Consider the following 15,753-nt stretch of genomic DNA (forward strand, 5'->3'; position numbering starts at 1 on the left):
GACCCGCCTCACACGTATAATGATGGCTGGTACTCGGTAACTTTCTTCATCTGCTCCATAACGCTACGCGTCTGCCTCATGAGCTCTCTCGTCTTTAACTTAATCATCTCAGCTTCCTCAAGTAGTTTCTTCACATCTATCTCCCTGCCTATTATCTTCGAGAATACCTGTAGCCCTCTGGCTGCAGCCTCTGGGTCTGGGAATTCTAGGAAAGACTCTGTTAGGAGTATGAGAGTATTAACCCCTTTCTTAACACTCTCCCTAAGGAGCGTAGCGTAAGGGCCTATTATAACTCCTTGCCTCAGGGGGTTTGCGCCACTTTTCTCAGCGAGATCGGCTAGTTCCTTCACCGAGGCTACGTAGAATGTCTTAAGCTCCTCGAGGTCGATCCTATTAGGTGAAGGTATGCCTGTTAAGCCTATAACGTAGTCGTAATTCCTAATCCTAGAGTAGTCTATGACGGCAGAAGCCAGCTCAACCTGGACTTCTAGCGGTAGTGCGAAATCTGTTGAAACAGCTAGTATGTTTCCGCCAGCGAATATTCTAATAGGGGGTCTCGGATAACCTTCTTGCACGATCGCTATATGGTGTAGAGCAGGTGCCTCAACATCCCCTACTTCCTTCAACTCAAGCTCTCTAACAAGGTGGTACATTGAAATAGTGCTAACAAGCCCTGTATCAGGCACGGAGAAAACTAGTATGCTAGGCTTCTTAAGCTCAAGCCTATCGTATTCCCTGAACCTGAAAGATTTAATGACTTCCTCCCTAATAGAACTCACACATTTCACCTCATTATCTATTTAAACCAGTATATCATTTTATCTTTGAATATAGTACGATTCTATATAAGGTTTAATTATAGGCAAATATACTATCATACAGCTTATTATGGGTTTTTCTGCGGTATGTCAAATAGAGTAGTATCTTAATAGGATAATTATCCTCTCAGACCCTCTCAGATTATGAGAGATGGGCGTAGACAAAATTAGTTAAAGATATTAAGTCTATTTATATACGTGTAGCATATAAAAAACAGCTGATCAAGGGGTGCAGCTTGAAAATAGCATTATCTTGGAGCGGTGGTAAGGATTCGACACTAGCACTATATTTTCTCAAGAAGTCTGGTGTTTTTCAAGTGGAATACCTAATAACTACTATCACAAAGGATTACGATAGGGTAACAATGCACGGTGTTAGGAGAGAGCTTGTTGAGAGGCAGGCTGAGTCTCTTGGGATAAAACTCATAGAAGTGTATATACCCGCGCACTGTAGTAACGAGGAGTATGAAGAGATTATGGGTAATGTTGTCAAAGAGCTTAGAGATAAAGGAGTAGAGGGTTTCGCGTTCGGGGATATCCATCTTGAAGATGTGAGAAGGTATAGGGAGAAAAATCTAGAGAAAGCAGGGGTTAAAGGGGTTTTCCCCCTATGGGGTAGGAATCCAAGAGAGCTAGCCGAGCTATTCATCAACCTTGGTTTCGAGGCTATAGTTGTATCAGTAGATTCAAGGAAGCTTCCTAGAGACCTGGTGGGGCAGAGGTTCGACTGGAATTTTCTGTCGAAACTACCTAGCGGTGTGGATATTATGGGTGAGTACGGAGAGTACCATACATTCGTATACGCGGGGCCTTTATTTCGGAATAGGATAAATGTGAGGTTGGGCGAGGTAGTGTTTAGAGAAGGGTTTTATTTTATCGATCTAATCCCGGGATAGATGAAATCCATTGTTGCAACCCTGGCCTAAAGTGCTAGAATACCTTGTAGTACTTCAAATTGAATAGAGCTTTGTGGAGTAGTTAGGGTTTAAATATTTTTATTGATATATAAGCATCAATAAATAATTGTAAGGTGTGTATGCGTGAGTAATATTAGCAGGATTGTTAAAATAGTTGAGGATATTATATATACACCTACATATACTCTTCTCGGCATAGATTACAAGGGCAGGGTCGTATATCATACTCTCGAAGGGGGATTTAATTCCATATGGGTCCTCGACCCTAGCAGAGGCAAGATAAGGCTTTCGGAAAAAACTGTTCACTGGCCGGGCGAAGTCAGTTTAAACGGTACCAGGGTTCCTTTCACACGAGATGTGGGTGCTGGGAGGGAGACGCAGGTTATAGGCTATATCGACCTAGTTAACGAGAAAGAGTTCGTGCTCGAAAACATGGAGCCGGTTAGAATACTTGGTTTCTTCGATACGGGTTCTGAAATAGCTTTCGCAGGGGCGTCTAAAGAAAGAATAAGCCTGTTCCTAGTTAAGAAGGACAGTGTTGAAGAATTAGCAAGGCTTGATTCGTATGCTCACGTATCTTTCTTCGACGGTAAAGTTATTACTGGCTCGGGGAATCTAAGAAAGAATCCTAAGTCTAGCGAGATCTTCATATATGATTTATCTAGCAACGAGCTAAAGGTTGTTACACCTAGGGAGGGTAGTGTCAATGAGTCGCCTATAATCACAACCAGTAAGAAGCTGGTATTCGAATCTAACGCCTACACCGGGGATGCGAAAGAGTTGGTAGTCTATGACCTCTATAGGGACAGATTCGAAAAACTTGTATTCAGAGAAAAAGATTATTCGGAATACAAGCCTGTAGAACACCTCTTCTACAGAGAGTTCAATGGGAAGCTGTATGTTATAGGGAAGAAAGATGGGAGGTCGAAACTCTTCGTAGACGGTCGGGTTATTGAAACACCAGCTGGAACAGTACTGAACGCTTATCCGCACGGTGAACTAATATACTTTACCTATACAAGCTTGAAGAAGCCTACAGGCATCTACGTCTATGATAAAGGTGTTAGTAGAGAAGTGTTAGTATCCAAACTCCCTGCTGAAGTGGAAGAAAGTTTCGGGGATATAGAATTCGTGAAAATAAAATCTTTCGACGGGGTTGAAGTACCAACTTTCATATTCAAGACGAGGAAGCCTAGAGGAGCGTTCGTTGTATACGTGCATGGAGGGCCATGGTGGGAGACTGCAGACGAATGGAATACCAGGATAGCGCCTCTAGTAGCCCTGGGATTCAATATTGTGGCACCTAATTTCAGAGGCTCAACAGGCTACGGCGAAAGATTCAGGCTTATGGACATAGGCGACCCAGGCGGCGGGGACCTGCTCGACGTTGAAGCAGCTACCAAATGGGCGCTTGAAAACAAGCTCGGCGAAAAAGCTCTAATATGGGGGTATAGCTACGGGGGATATATGACTCTATGGGCTATGTTCCAGAGGCCTGATCTCTACGAGTGTGGTGTCGCGGGCGCTCCTGTAGCCGACTGGGAGGAAATGTATGAATTAAGCGATGCGGTATTCAAAGAGTTTATAAACATACTATTCGACAACAAGAGAGAGTTGTGGAAACAGAGGTCTCCGTCTACATATGCAAGCAATCTAAAGAAACCTCTCGCGATAATACAGCCACAGAATGACACTAGGACACCTCTAAAACCGGTATTAAACCTCGTCTACAAACTAATGGAGAGCGGGAAAACGTTCGAGCTACACGTAATCCCAGAGGCAGGGCATGCTATCACTACCCCTGATAAACTAGCAATAGTAATGACGCATGCTTCGATATTCTTGGATAAATGTGTTGGAAAATAATAGTTTATATTTTTTAGTTAATCCCACCTATATTCTTTTATTAAAAGCTTTTATACCCAACCTGTTTTATTCATGCAGGTAAGAGAGTGGGTGTAGAATAGTGAGAATAGCATATATATCCGTAGTAGTTTTGGTACTATTAACAGCTATAGCATTTCCACCTATTGTGACGAGAGCACAGGACCAACAGCCTACAGTGTTCAAATACATTATTAGAGATCCTAGTATAGTTCCAGGCGGCGTTTTTAGAGACCCTATGATGGGTGAAGCAAATACGTTAAACCCATGGATGTTTACTACAAGCTGGGAGGCTATGATAATAGGAGTCGTATATGATACTCTAACAGTTATGGCTCCGGACGGGTCTATAGTAGGTGATTTAGCTAAGAGCTGGGAGATTAAGAACAATGGGACAACCTACATCTTCCACCTATACGAGAACGCTTCATGGCATGACGGTCTACCGCTAACTGCCGAAGACGTGGCTTTCACATACAGGTTCCTTAGGGACTATGGTAATCTCACTAGGTTCAAAGACTACGCGCCCTACATAAAAGATGTTAAGGTATTAGACAACTACACCGTTGAAATAGACTTAACCCAGCCATATGCTCCGTTCCTCACTCTAGTTACATCATCAATATACATCGTGCCTGAGCATATATGGTCCAAGATACCGCCCAGCCAGGTACCAACATATAAGAACGAGCCTCCTATCGGTAGCGGGCCTTTCATCTTTAGAGAACATGTTCCACAGCAATACTACCTCCTAGTAGCTAATCCCAAATACCATCTAGGGAGGCCTTACATAGACACGTATGTCCTTCCTATAATTCCGAATCCTGATGCGATGCTGCTTGCTTTGAAGAGAGGAGATGTTGATGACGTTACTTGGAGTGTGCCTTACGCTAGTATACCCGACCTATTAAGCGACCCTAATATCAGGATATGGAATGTAACCGAATTAGGGTCGAGGTTCATGTACTTTAATTGCATGAGGTATCCTATGAACGAAACGCTGTTCAGGCAGGCAGTGCACTACGCGATAAACCTGACAGAGGTTGTGAACCTTATATATCAAGGTTATGCTCTGCCCGGTTCTCTAGGAAAGCTCCCACCAACTCTTACACCGTGGGCAGACCCTAATCTCCCTCCAAAGGAAGTTAAATATCCATTTAATTTAACTAAAGCAGCTGAACTGTTAGACCAGCTCGGGTTAAAAGACTATAATGGTGATGGCTGGAGAGATTTTCCGAACGGGACTACTATCAAACTCACAATATATTCGCCAGCATACGACCCTCTCAGAGTTAGAGTAGGAGAAATACTCGCAGCTAACCTTAGAAAAATAGGTTTAAACGTGCAGCATCAGCCTTTAGAGTGGACAACGCTGGTCTCTAAGTTGTTATCGGGAGACTACGATATGCTAATAATTGGAGGCTTGGGGTCAACAGACCCAGATATTCTGAGACAATTATTCGCATCTAATGGTACATGGAACATGGGTCATTGTGTGATACCAGGTCTAGACCCATTACTCCAGCAGCAGGCGGTGACACCTGATATTGAAGCTAGGAAGAAGCTCGTATGGCGGATCCAGGAGATCCTGGCAGATTACGTACCATTACTAAACTTTGTGCACCAGGAGTTTGTATTCGCATACAGAGTTGACAGGTGGGCTGGCTGGGTATTATCTCCTATTCTTACACCTGATAACTGGTTCAGCCTGCTCAGCCTTTATAATATCCAGGCACAGCAGTACAAGCCTTCAGTGCCTGTAGTGGTAACTTATACTACAACACCTGCATTAACTACAACTACACCGATACCAACGACGACTACAACAATAGCTCCAGTTACTACATCACCTACTACAACAACTACTACAGCGGCGACAACGGTTGTAAATACAACTACGATTGTGCAGCCTACTTCAGGCCCATCAATGATTCTAGTGATCGGGGTAGTGGCTGCTGTATTAATAGTCGTGGCAGCACTGGCTCTTTACACTACAAGAAAGAAATAGGTGTCTCTTCGCATGCCTGGCCTAACATATTTTTTCATTCGTAAAATCCTAGCTAGGTTTACAACTTTCTTCGTAATTCTAACTCTCACATTTATAATACCACGACTATTACCCGGGGGAGCGTTTGCTTATTTAATAGCTAATCCTAGCGTACCACCAGATCTAAGACAGGTTTATATCAAAGAATTCGGGTTAGACAAACCTATTTGGGAACAGTACGTAATCTTTTTGAGACAGTTTTTTACAACCGGAAATATCGGTTTATCATTTAGTAGGCTTGAACCTGTGAGCAAAGTCATAATGGATGCCTTACCATGGACTATATCTCTTGTAACAACATCTCTTATAGTATCTGCTGTTGTAGGTATTTTAACAGGCATGTTCGCAGCATATAGGAGAGGAGGAGGTTTTGATACTGCGTCTATGGGCATATTCATGTTTATAAGGAGTATGCCCGGGTTCTGGCTCGGCATGGTTCTTTTAATAATCTTCGGGTACTATCTCGGCTGGGCTCCCTTATTTGGAGCCTATACATACGGAGTAGTATATTCAAGCCCGATACTTAAATTCCTCGACATCCTTAAACACATGTGGCTCCCAATGCTAACTTTAATAATCCTAACAATACCAGGCTACCACGTCTTAATGAGGAATAGCATTATAGGGTTGATGGGCGAGGATTTTGTAACCGTGGCAAGAGCTAAAGGATTTTCAGATAGAGATCTTTTGATAAAACATGTATTTAGACCTGCTAGCCTACCTATTCTGACATCGCTCGCTATAGACATAGGGTTCTCGGTTAGTGGAGTAATGCTTATTGAAAATGTTTTCTCAATACCAGGGGTTGGCAGGCTGGCTTACCAAGCGGTTTACCAGCAGGACTATCCTCTGCTATTAGGGATAGTGATCTATACTTCAGCATTAACCCTGATTCTAGTCACAATTGTTGAAGTAATGTACAGCCTTATAGATCCTAGGGTGAAGCTAGAGTGATGAGGAATGGGGTTAACAAATTCATTGAAGGTGTTAGAATCGTAATCTCTAATCGAAAAGGGCTTGTCGGGCTAATCCTTTTGTCTATACCGCTGGCAATGGCTATAGCACCGCAGCTAATCGCCCCATACAACCCGTGGGAGACAGTAGATAAGCCTTTCTTACCACCGTCTTTCAATCATTTGCTGGGCACTAACGATGTAGGCCAGGATATTTTCAGCGAGCTAGTATATGGATCTAGAATATCCCTTCTAGTAGGTTTTGCAGCAGCATTATCTGCCGTAGTACTAGGTACTCTAATAGGCTTGCTCGCAGGCTATTTCGGGGGAGTAATAGATGATATTTTATCTACTATAACAGACGTAATGCTTCTACTCCCGGTCTTACCTTTCATGATACTCATGGCAGCGATTCTAGGGCAAGGTTATCAGAATATTATTTTAACTATAGCGGTTTTCACATGGCCTGGTATCGCAAGGCTTGTTAAAGCTCAAGTGGTATCGTTGAAAAACAGCCTATATATTGAAGCTGCAAAAGCATACGGTGCCGGAAGCTGGAGGATCCTAAGGACGCATATATTACCACAGATATACCCTCTGCTAGTAGCATTTGTGATACTGAGGATTGGGGGAGCAATTATAGCAGAAGCCTCGCTAAGCTACCTAGGCCTCGGTGACCCGACGCAGAAGTCATGGGGAAGCATCATATTCTGGGCTGTTAACAGCGGTGCTATATCGAGCGGTAAGTGGTGGTGGATTGTAGCACCAGGCTTAATGATAACTATCACGGTTGAAGCAACAGCTCTCATAGGGTATGCTATAGAAGAATATGTTAACCCAAGGCTCAGGAAGAGTTGAATTACCTTCTAAACAGGGTCCAGGCAATTAATATTTTAAAACTATTTTATTGTAACTATTACTTAGGGCCCGTCGCCTAGCCAGGATAGGGCGCCGGCCTCCTAAGCCGGAGGCCCGGGGTTCGAATCCCCGCGGGCCCGCGTCCATATATCTTCTTATAGACCTCTACCTGTAATCGATTCAGGCAGAGTTAGGAATTATATTACAAGGGCTTTTAGGGTTAGGTAGGATGGACTCTCACGGTAGAACCTGGTATGGTAGAGAGGGTTGTAATAGATACTGACCCAGGCGTAGACGATGCTATCGCAATTCTCCTCGCATTAAAATCCCCTGAGCTCGAGATATTAAGCTTTGTCTCCGCACCTGGGAACGTTGACCCGGTGAGAGGGGCTAGAAACGAAACATCGTGAGGGTTGTGGAGTACATTAATGTAAGCGATGAATTCTATAATAAGGTCTACATAGGGTCTCGTAAGCCGTTGGTGAGAGATTTAATTACTGCTACGTGGGTTCACGATAGCGATGGCCTGGACGACTCAAACCTCCCCGAGGCTACCCATGATGCCAAAGTCGGTGGGGTCAGGTTTATTAGACACCCTGCTATCTTCTTCAAATAGAGAGATCACATTAATTACATTAGGGCCTTTGACAAACATAGCGCTAGCAACTCTAATAGAACCGGATATCGTAAAGAACGTAAAGGAGGTAATTATGATGGGAGGCTCTTACGGCCTAACAAAGTATGCTACAGGCAACGTCACACCTGTATTAGAATATAACATAAGGCTGCTAGCATAGTCTTCAGAGAGTATAGCGGTAGGATCAAGGCGATCGGTTTAGATATTACTATGAACCTTGAAGCCGCTCTGGATAAGAATACGTGGAGTATTCTAGATAGCTCTAATAATAGGGCTGCTAAGCTAGCTGCTCTAGTAAGTAAGAGATTGATCAACCTGTTCAACAGTCTAGCATACCTCCACGACCCTATTACAATGGTAGTTGTACTAAAGCCTGGTCTCTTCAAATTCCAGCGTCACCCCGTACTGGTTTCAACATCTAACGATATTACAAGAGGACAGACAATTGTTGAGAAAAGAATCTGGCTTAAGAAGCTCACATACATGCAGACAGAACCCTACCCTTACGTGAACAGCCCCGAGATAGATATAGCGGTCGAAATAGATCCACAGAAAGTACTCAGTTTTATAATCGATCGGCTCAAAGAAAAATGAAAAACTAGAAGCCTTAGGCAAAACATAATCATTACATTTTATATTTTCGATCACATCCGGGAAATCATTAATCAGATTCGGGCACCGTACATGTCGACCGAATTAGTACGTGTGCGGATCACTAGTAGTTCAAAACAGCAGCCTGCTATGAACTCTGAGTTATCTCTAAATGCTCGTAAATATTTGTAAATATTTTTAATTTGTCTTTACTTACTCTCCTCGATTACTATTACAACCGAAAGCTTCGCCCTTTAGGGCGGAGAGGGAGTCAGAACTCTTAAGCCCTACTAAGCCGTTCTTCAGGCTGTACGCTTTCAAACCCTTCTCTCTCAAAAGGCCTGCTACTATAAGGCTGATACTACCGTTCTCGCAGACTACTACAATTGTTTTGTCCTTGGGTATTTCTTCGGGATTAAACTTAGATAGCGGTATTGAGCCAGGTAAGGCATTGTCTTCAATACCTCTCCAGTTTCTAGCGTCTACGACTAAGGCGTTTTCAGGCAGGAATTCTATCTCTAGATCGCTCCCGGGTATAACGTCTTCCGGACGGCTTTCCAAGAGGTCTAGATCAATCAAGCTGTTCACCGTCTGGTTGACGAGTTCTGGATCGAGCTTATCTAGCTCTCTAGAAAGCTCTTCAGGACTAGCCTTTGTCTCCACCCTGCTTGGAGCAATTGCGCACGCCTCAGGTACTTTAGCCGAGAGTTCGTATAGGCCTATCTTTCGAGACAAGGCTATTATCTCCTCTTTATCGAATCCTACAAGAGGCCTTAGTATAGGTTTAGTAGGTTTGAGAACTGCTTCTATTGCTTCAATATTTTTTAATGTTTGGCTAGAAGCCTGACCGATAGATTCGCCGGTAATAATGGCATCATAGCCTTTCAACTCTGCGACCATCATAGCGGTTTTATACATCAGTGCTCTCAATACAACCTGTCTCATACTCCATTCAATCTTCTTAACAATTTCTTCTACAATACGCCTGAAATCGACTACGATGAACCTGGGCCTATAACCATACAGCCATTCCGAGGACAGCTTGCTCGCGACCTTGAAGGCTAGGTAGGATGCCCAACTAGATCCGAGTATAAAATGTAAGAAGTCTACTTGTACACCTCTCTTAGCAATAAGCCATGCAGCAATAGGCGAGTCGAAACCGCCGCTAAATAATACTATGCCCCTTCCTTCAACACCAATAGGCAGCCCTCCCGGCCCCTCTACTAGGTTCCTATAGAGGAAAACCCTCTCTCCTCTAACCTCAAGCTCTACCTTTACCTCAGGGCTCTCCAGGTCTACACCCCTTGAATAAGGCTTTAACAGAGTCCCTACCTCTCTAGCGACATCTAGCGACGTAAACGGGTGGTTCCCACTCCTCTTAACCCTGACAGCAAATGTTTTACCAGCTACTAGGTCTCTCGAATTCTCAGCAGCCCATTTAGCGAGGTCGCTTAGGTCTCTGAATTCATATGTTAGTACTGTACCTACTCTGTGCACTCCGAATACTCTCGAGATAGCTGGGGCAACCTCTTTATCCGTCCTAAGGTAGATTTTTGACTCAACTATTTCTGCTTCAATTACCTTACCGCCCTCCCTTGATACAGCATCTCTAATATTCTCGATAAGCCTCCTATAGAAGCGTGGCCTAGTCCTCGACGACCTCAGCGGTATTTCGCCTGATACTGTCACAATATATGAAGGCACTAGGACCGCACCCGTCCAGGCCTCCTCCTCTAGGAAGTCATAGTTTTAAACTATTATAGCTTTACCAGTAATACGGTTAGAAAAATGTCGTTTAACCTACTGATAACCCACGAGCAAGGCGGGGAAAACTATAGGGCTGTTGTCAGCAGCCTCAGGCGTATAATAGGAGACCTTGTAGTAGTTGATACAGGGCCTTCGATTATACTTGCTAGAGTAGAAGACCCTTACAAAGCTATCGAGGTATTGAAGTCTAGTGGCGAAATATCCCCGCTAGTCTACAGGATAGTGCCGATCGACCTGGTTTTAGACCCGTTTGTCGAAATAGTAGCTGAAGAAGCTGGGAGATTGGCTGGCGAGAAAATCCCTGAGGATAAAACCTATAGAATAACCCTCCACGGTAGGTTATACTGGCGTGAGACTAGGATGCCTGCTCATACAAGTGATGCTATAAGTGTTATTGCAGAACGTATTAAAAGGAAGGTTTCTCTCACGAAGCCGGACTACATAGTCTACATTAGATGTGTTAAACTATATCATAGGAGGAGGCTTGCCACGCTGACTGTAGCCTCCTCGGATAAATTCATCTCTTTAAAGTCGGGGAAGCCTTGAATACTATGTTCTTGGATAGCCCACTGGGAAAACGTATAGTGGGATATATTCATTAGGTAACCCGAGAATTCTCTTTAATAGAGCGTCTTCGAAAGCCCCGATCGCGACTGTCCCTAGACCTAGTTCTACGCTAGCGAGATAAATATTCTGGCCTACGTGGCCAGCTTCTAAAACCATGTACTGTATTCCCCTCTCACCATACCAAGCTGTAATCCTCTCCGGTACTCCTATTACGATAATATTCAGAGGGGCTTCCTTCACATACCTCTGCCTTAGGCATGCCTGGTATAATTCATCGGATACATCCCTTGCTACAGTCCTTCTCAGCGAATGCTCCTCGGGAACATACTGGTAGACTCCAGGAAGCAAACCTTCGACGCCACCGCTTCTAACCGAGGCATATATTTCGAGAGGGTAGAGCGCCCCTGCGGAAGGTACTACCCTCCTCCTCCCTGTAGTATACCCGTAGGTTGACCATAATAATTGCGATACGATATTAGTATTTAGAGGCCTGCTATCAAATCTCCTAATGCTTCTCCTAGCGACTAATAGCTTCGAGAAATATGTTGTCTTATCCGGTTCGGGTAGATTGATTATCTCCGGACTCTTCATACCCGGTCACTGATATATTATAAATACTATCCCAAGTATAATTACAACTAGATAAATAAGATGGTGTCGAACTATTGCCTGTATCGCTTAGCGATTTATTACCCGAGGATGGTATCAAAGCTCTAAGAAAATACGTTGAAAACCTTACTAAATCAGTGGACTTATTTGCTAAATCACTCAAGCTTTTAAACGAGGTAAGGATCGGGGATGCTAGAAGCCTGCTCGCCGAAGTAGTTAAGAAGAGGAATGAAGCCAACCAGGAGAGGCTTAAACTAATAGAGATCATTGAGAACTCGAGGCTTGAACCGAGCGTTAAAGAAGACATATTGCACTTTGTTAAAAGGCTTGACGCTATCGGCGACCATGTTAAAGAAGCTGCTAGAGAGCTAACCATCATGCCCTACCTAGAGATACCTCATCCAATTAGAGAAGGGTTGAATAAGCTAGCTGATAAGGTAGTGCTGGCTGTAAGCCATATCGCTGAAGCAGTAGACCACCTTATAAACGGGGAGCACGAGAAGTCTCTCGAGCTTGTAAACAGGGTGTTGGAGATAGAGGAGGAAGCTGATAGGATCGATGTAGAGAATAGAGGGAGGCTTATAGAATTCTCCGAAGCAATAAAACCGTGTACGCTAGCGATTCTAATACATGATTTCAACAGGGATTTAGAGAATGCTGCCGACGCCTGCGCTGAGACAGCAGATTACATGCATATCCTTATTACGACATGGCTTCAGATAGAGATGATAGTATAGGTTAATAGGAAGGTGAGAGCTGCCGTCGCAACTACTCCGAGAAACCAGAACCCGATTATTTTCCCAACCAGCTTGATATTAACGTATGAAACCCCTCTGGCTAGTCCTACGCCAGTAATAGACCCTATTATAGCACCCGTAGTCGATGTAGGCAGCCCTAGCCTAGTAACTAATAGTACGAGCTGTGATGCTGAGAACTGTGCTACGAAGGCTGATTCAACGCTTAATGGCGTAATCCTCTCTCCTACGGTCTCTACAACACTATACCCCCACGTTAGAATACCTATAGAAATCCCTATCGCCGAGAAGGCGAGGACAGGGAAAGGTATTTCAATCCTCGTCTTAGGAACCTGACCTGTGAATAGAGCAAGTAGTACTCCGGTTAAAGGGCCTCCCGCATTCGAAACATCGTGAGCGCCGTGGCTGAAAGCCATTGTAGCCGAGCTTGAGATTAGCAGGGTTTTGTAGATGAAGTTCCTGGCTTCAAACTCGTCGATAGGCATCTTCCTAGAGACATAGTAGTAGTAAAGACCAGTTGCTAGCAATCCTCCTGCTAGGCCGATCGCTATTGAGAGAGCTATAGACCCTATACTCTCAGTCTCGAAGAAGTATAGGAATATCGCCATAAACACTGTTATAAAGAATAGTAGAGAGCCTGATATCAGCGCTCTTCTCCCTGTGAATAAAGTTCTTAAATAGCTGAAAAGCTTGTACTCTAGGAACCCGACTAGTACCCCCAGGAAGGGGACAGCTACCCAGGCTGCTACGATATAGGCTATGTTATCCCAATAGATGCAACCCAGCCCCCCGGCGGCGAGGCCGAACCCTATTATCCCACCTACAATAGACTGGCTTATGCTCATAGGTATTTTCATCCTGGTCACTATGGTCACTAATATGCCTGTTACTAGAAGCGCTATACTCATTCCTACTATTAGGTCGCCTGCTGGGATAGAGCTAGCGTCTACTATGCCTTTGAGTAGGGTGATAGATACAAATCTCCCGTAGATTAATCCACCGACTAGTTCGAAGAGCGATGATAGTATAAGAGCTTGTTTCACCGATATAGCTTTACTCCCTATTGGAGCACCAATACTGTTCGCAGCATTATTCGCGCCATCGATCCACGCCACTATGAAAGCCCCTATCCCTGCGACCAATAGCCATAGCTGGTTCATGACCCCTGCCATCACCAGGAATTCTGTTAGCTCTCACATTATTCATAATTCGATTTTTAAGTATTTTTAAGGAAAAGGATCCAGGCGGAATTGTTGATATACATGTTTAAAAGACTATGAAATTTTTTGTGGATAAATAATATTTAGACCTTGTCTTCATTATCTTAATTCATATAGCGTGCTGAGGTGTAGGTATTGACAAAGTATAGGGTCGCGTTCATAAATGCTGGCACGAGAAGTTTCAGGTTCCAGGAGTACGACTTAAGCGAGGTAAGAGGCCCTGTAAGCCTTGGCGTGAAACTGCACAGGGAAGTATACGAGTCCTGGAAGAAGCCAGTTTACCACCCCGATAACGCTCTGGTCATAGGAACGGGGATTCTAGCAGGTAGTAAACTATACGGGGTTCACAGGCTAGTCACAGTATTCCGGAGCCCTTTGACGAGAGGATTGCATGTAGCAGCCATGGGTGGAGCAGCCTACCAGTTCAGGGTTGACTTGCACGCTATAGTTGTTGAAGGCAGGTCCGAGACCCCTTTGGTGATAAAACTAATCGGGAAGGATAGGAGAACCGAGATCCTATTCGAGGAAATTAGCGAGGATACCCTGGAAAACGTGTGGAGAGGGTATAGGGGGCTTAAAGGAGTCTACGCTTTAACAAAATATCTGGTGGATAGGGAGCAGGAGGTATTTAGTGCTACTTCCGCTAGGTCGATCGTCGTAGGGCCGGCTGCAAAGAATACTAGCATGGGAGCACTATTCTCTGCCACGGTGTTCAGAGGCGAGATCGATTTCGGTAGTGAGGATCTTGCTGCGCGAGGTGGGCCTGGTAGCGTATTATATAGGGCGCACGGGGTTGCCGCTATAATATACGGAGGGGATTTCGACAAAATAGTCTACCAGCCAGACCTACTCAGGGATATAAAAAGTATCAATGAGTATTTTGGGAAGAAGCTTGGCAAGCCTTATTTAAACCTTGTGATAGAGTCTGGAACCAAGTATAGGTTCGATCCGAAATTAAATACCGGAGGTACGTTCGGGTCGAACTATCCTCATCTAAGGATTCAGACGCCCATGTTCAACTGGAATATGATCTATTTGCCTGCGGACGTTAGGGAGAAAATATTCGGTATCCTAATGAGATACTACTGGGAGCCGTTCAACAAGGAGGCTATCGAGACTAAGAGCTGGAAGACTTGTGGAGAGCCCTGCCCGATCGCCTGTAAGAAGGTGAGGAAGGGTATGTATAAGACAGACTATGAGCCCTACAACGGGTTAGGGCCTATCATAGGCGTCTTCGACCTACACGAAGCAGAGAGGCTGGTAGAGCTCGCCGACGCCTACGGATTCGACGCTATCGAACTAGGTAATTTAATCGCTTTTGTATTCGAGGCTGTAGACAGAGGATTGCTGAAACCCGAGGATGTAGGACTGCATACGAGGCCTTTCTTCAACCCATACAATTATAGTATCGAGTATAGCAAGCTGAATGCGGAGCTCGCTGAGAAGGTTATAGAATCCCTGGCCTGGGGTACGAACAATATCTTGAGGCTGATAGGTGAGAGAGGCCTTAGATCTGCGGCTAAAATCTTAGACGTATTGTACAGGGAGAGGGTTGTCGAGAAGAATACTAGGTTCATAGACCTCCTCGTCTACGCGTCTTTCGGTGAGGAAGGCCATATTACACCTAACTACTATTGGACGCCGGGGATGGTCGCGCCCCTACCGGTTCTAGGCAGATACTGGACACTATACTCAGGCGTGTTCCTAGAGCCCGAGGAATATGCGGCGAAAAGCTACGAGAGGGCTGTTATGGAGTTAATGATAGACGACTCCGGTGTATGCAGGTTCCATAGGGGGTGGGCTGAGAAAATACTGGCTAGTCTCTACGATGAAGCATACGGGTTGAAAGATACTCTCCTATACTATAAGAAATTATACCGGTTACTAGCCGAATACCAGTCTAATGTAGCAGAGCCAGCGCTATGGGAGAGCAAGAAGATATTCGACTTCATGGCTAGCGCAGCACAGGAGTATGCTAACAAGACTTGGAGCGAGAAGATCGGTAGGGAAGGCTATCACGCTATAGTAGAATGGTGGGCGAGGTTTAAGAAGAAGTTCGAAGAGCTCGTTTATTCTGCGTAGAGGTTCCTGGATATTTTATAACTTGCTAACACACTCTTCTTTTAAAAA

The 15,753-nt window shown here is 44.5% G+C and carries 14 protein-coding genes, 1 tRNA gene and 1 pseudogene; 12 read left to right on the top strand and 4 right to left on the bottom strand.

Annotated elements, in window-relative coordinates; translation table 11 throughout:
* Positions 1-8: 8 nt before the first annotated feature.
* A complete protein-coding gene (locus ACSU1N_RS05995) occupies positions 9-779 on the bottom strand; it encodes a proteasome assembly chaperone family protein (protein WP_440059336.1) in 771 nt (256 codons plus the stop codon).
* A 275-nt stretch (positions 780-1,054) separates the two neighbouring features.
* On the opposite strand from ACSU1N_RS05995, the gene ACSU1N_RS06000 reads away from it, so the two are divergent.
* From ACSU1N_RS06000 to ACSU1N_RS06040, 9 genes and pseudogenes are all read left to right on the top strand, one after another.
* Entirely contained in the window at positions 1,055-1,714 is a 660-nt protein-coding gene (locus tag ACSU1N_RS06000; protein WP_440059337.1) for a diphthine--ammonia ligase, read from the top strand.
* A 144-nt stretch (positions 1,715-1,858) separates the two neighbouring features.
* On the top strand, positions 1,859-3,601 hold the full coding sequence (locus ACSU1N_RS06005) for an alpha/beta hydrolase family protein (protein ID WP_440059338.1): 1,743 nt from the start codon (positions 1,859-1,861) through the stop codon (positions 3,599-3,601).
* 100 nt (positions 3,602-3,701) lie between these two features.
* Positions 3,702-5,627: an ABC transporter substrate-binding protein gene (locus tag ACSU1N_RS06010; RefSeq protein WP_440059339.1), complete on the top strand. Its 1,926-nt coding sequence runs from the start codon at positions 3,702-3,704 to the stop codon at positions 5,625-5,627.
* 12 nt (positions 5,628-5,639) lie between these two features.
* Entirely contained in the window at positions 5,640-6,620 is a 981-nt protein-coding gene (locus ACSU1N_RS06015; RefSeq protein WP_440059340.1) for an ABC transporter permease, read from the top strand.
* Positions 6,620-7,477: an ABC transporter permease gene (locus tag ACSU1N_RS06020; RefSeq protein ID WP_440060293.1), complete on the top strand. Its 858-nt coding sequence runs from the start codon at positions 6,620-6,622 to the stop codon at positions 7,475-7,477. Before ACSU1N_RS06015 ends, ACSU1N_RS06020 begins: the two co-directional genes overlap by 1 nt.
* Positions 7,478-7,542: 65 nt before the next feature.
* A tRNA-Arg gene (locus tag ACSU1N_RS06025) sits at positions 7,543-7,617 on the top strand.
* Between the two features lie 114 nt (positions 7,618-7,731).
* The gene (locus ACSU1N_RS06030) at positions 7,732-7,887 is read left to right on the top strand and encodes a nucleoside hydrolase (RefSeq protein ID WP_440059341.1); all 156 of its coding nucleotides are present in this window, start codon (positions 7,732-7,734) and stop codon (positions 7,885-7,887) included.
* On the top strand, positions 7,884-8,093 hold the full coding sequence (locus ACSU1N_RS06035; RefSeq protein WP_440059342.1) for a hypothetical protein: 210 nt from the start codon (positions 7,884-7,886) through the stop codon (positions 8,091-8,093). The genes ACSU1N_RS06030 and ACSU1N_RS06035 overlap by 4 nt, the downstream gene beginning before the upstream one ends.
* Positions 8,038-8,708: pseudogene (locus ACSU1N_RS06040) on the top strand (nucleoside hydrolase). Before ACSU1N_RS06035 ends, ACSU1N_RS06040 begins: the two are co-directional and overlap by 56 nt.
* Before the next feature lie 210 nt (positions 8,709-8,918).
* Here the strand turns inward: ACSU1N_RS06040 and thiI are convergent.
* Positions 8,919-10,409 carry a tRNA uracil 4-sulfurtransferase ThiI gene (thiI, locus tag ACSU1N_RS06045; RefSeq protein ID WP_440059343.1) on the bottom strand — a complete coding sequence of 497 codons (1,491 nt, stop codon included), beginning with the start codon at positions 10,407-10,409 and terminating at the stop codon, positions 8,919-8,921.
* 84 nt (positions 10,410-10,493) lie between these two features.
* Between thiI and ACSU1N_RS06050 the strand changes: the two genes are divergently transcribed.
* Complete coding sequence (locus tag ACSU1N_RS06050) at positions 10,494-11,018, top strand: hypothetical protein (protein WP_440059344.1); 525 nt, start codon at positions 10,494-10,496, stop codon at positions 11,016-11,018.
* A 3-nt stretch (positions 11,019-11,021) separates the two neighbouring features.
* Here the strand turns inward: ACSU1N_RS06050 and ACSU1N_RS06055 are convergent, their stop codons facing one another.
* Entirely contained in the window at positions 11,022-11,630 is a 609-nt protein-coding gene (locus tag ACSU1N_RS06055; protein WP_440059345.1) for a SagB/ThcOx family dehydrogenase, read from the bottom strand.
* 74 nt (positions 11,631-11,704) lie between these two features.
* On the opposite strand from ACSU1N_RS06055, the gene ACSU1N_RS06060 reads away from it, so the two are divergent.
* A complete protein-coding gene (locus ACSU1N_RS06060) occupies positions 11,705-12,385 on the top strand; it encodes a DUF47 domain-containing protein (RefSeq protein ID WP_440059346.1) in 681 nt (226 codons plus the stop codon).
* On the opposite strand, the gene ACSU1N_RS06065 is transcribed toward ACSU1N_RS06060, so the two are convergent.
* Positions 12,364-13,563, bottom strand: coding sequence for an inorganic phosphate transporter (locus ACSU1N_RS06065; RefSeq protein WP_440059347.1), 1,200 nt, complete (start codon positions 13,561-13,563; stop codon positions 12,364-12,366). The genes ACSU1N_RS06060 and ACSU1N_RS06065 overlap by 22 nt on opposite strands.
* Before the next feature lie 195 nt (positions 13,564-13,758).
* On the opposite strand from ACSU1N_RS06065, the gene ACSU1N_RS06070 reads away from it, so the two are divergent.
* On the top strand, positions 13,759-15,705 hold the full coding sequence (locus ACSU1N_RS06070; protein WP_440059348.1) for an aldehyde ferredoxin oxidoreductase N-terminal domain-containing protein: 1,947 nt from the start codon (positions 13,759-13,761) through the stop codon (positions 15,703-15,705).
* Positions 15,706-15,753 lie beyond the last annotated feature (48 nt).

Origin of the sequence: Thermogladius sp. 4427co (assembly GCF_051933805.1) — an archaeon.
Classification (GTDB): domain Archaea; phylum Thermoproteota; class Thermoprotei_A; order Sulfolobales; family Desulfurococcaceae; genus Thermogladius.

Excerpts from the sequence above, each read along its gene's own strand:
- ACSU1N_RS06050 (WP_440059344.1), top strand. The coding sequence starts at position 10,494 with ATGTCGTTTAACCTACTGATAACCCACGAGCAAGGCGGGGAAAACTAT.
- ACSU1N_RS06030 (WP_440059341.1), top strand. The coding sequence starts at position 7,732 with ATGGTAGAGAGGGTTGTAATAGATACTGACCCAGGCGTAGACGATGCT.
- ACSU1N_RS06020 (WP_440060293.1), top strand. The coding sequence starts at position 6,620 with ATGAGGAATGGGGTTAACAAATTCATTGAAGGTGTTAGAATCGTAATC.
- ACSU1N_RS06065 (WP_440059347.1), bottom strand. The coding sequence starts at position 13,563 with ATGAACCAGCTATGGCTATTGGTCGCAGGGATAGGGGCTTTCATAGTG.
- ACSU1N_RS06015 (WP_440059340.1), top strand. The coding sequence starts at position 5,640 with ATGCCTGGCCTAACATATTTTTTCATTCGTAAAATCCTAGCTAGGTTT.
- ACSU1N_RS06055 (WP_440059345.1), bottom strand. The coding sequence starts at position 11,630 with ATGAAGAGTCCGGAGATAATCAATCTACCCGAACCGGATAAGACAACA.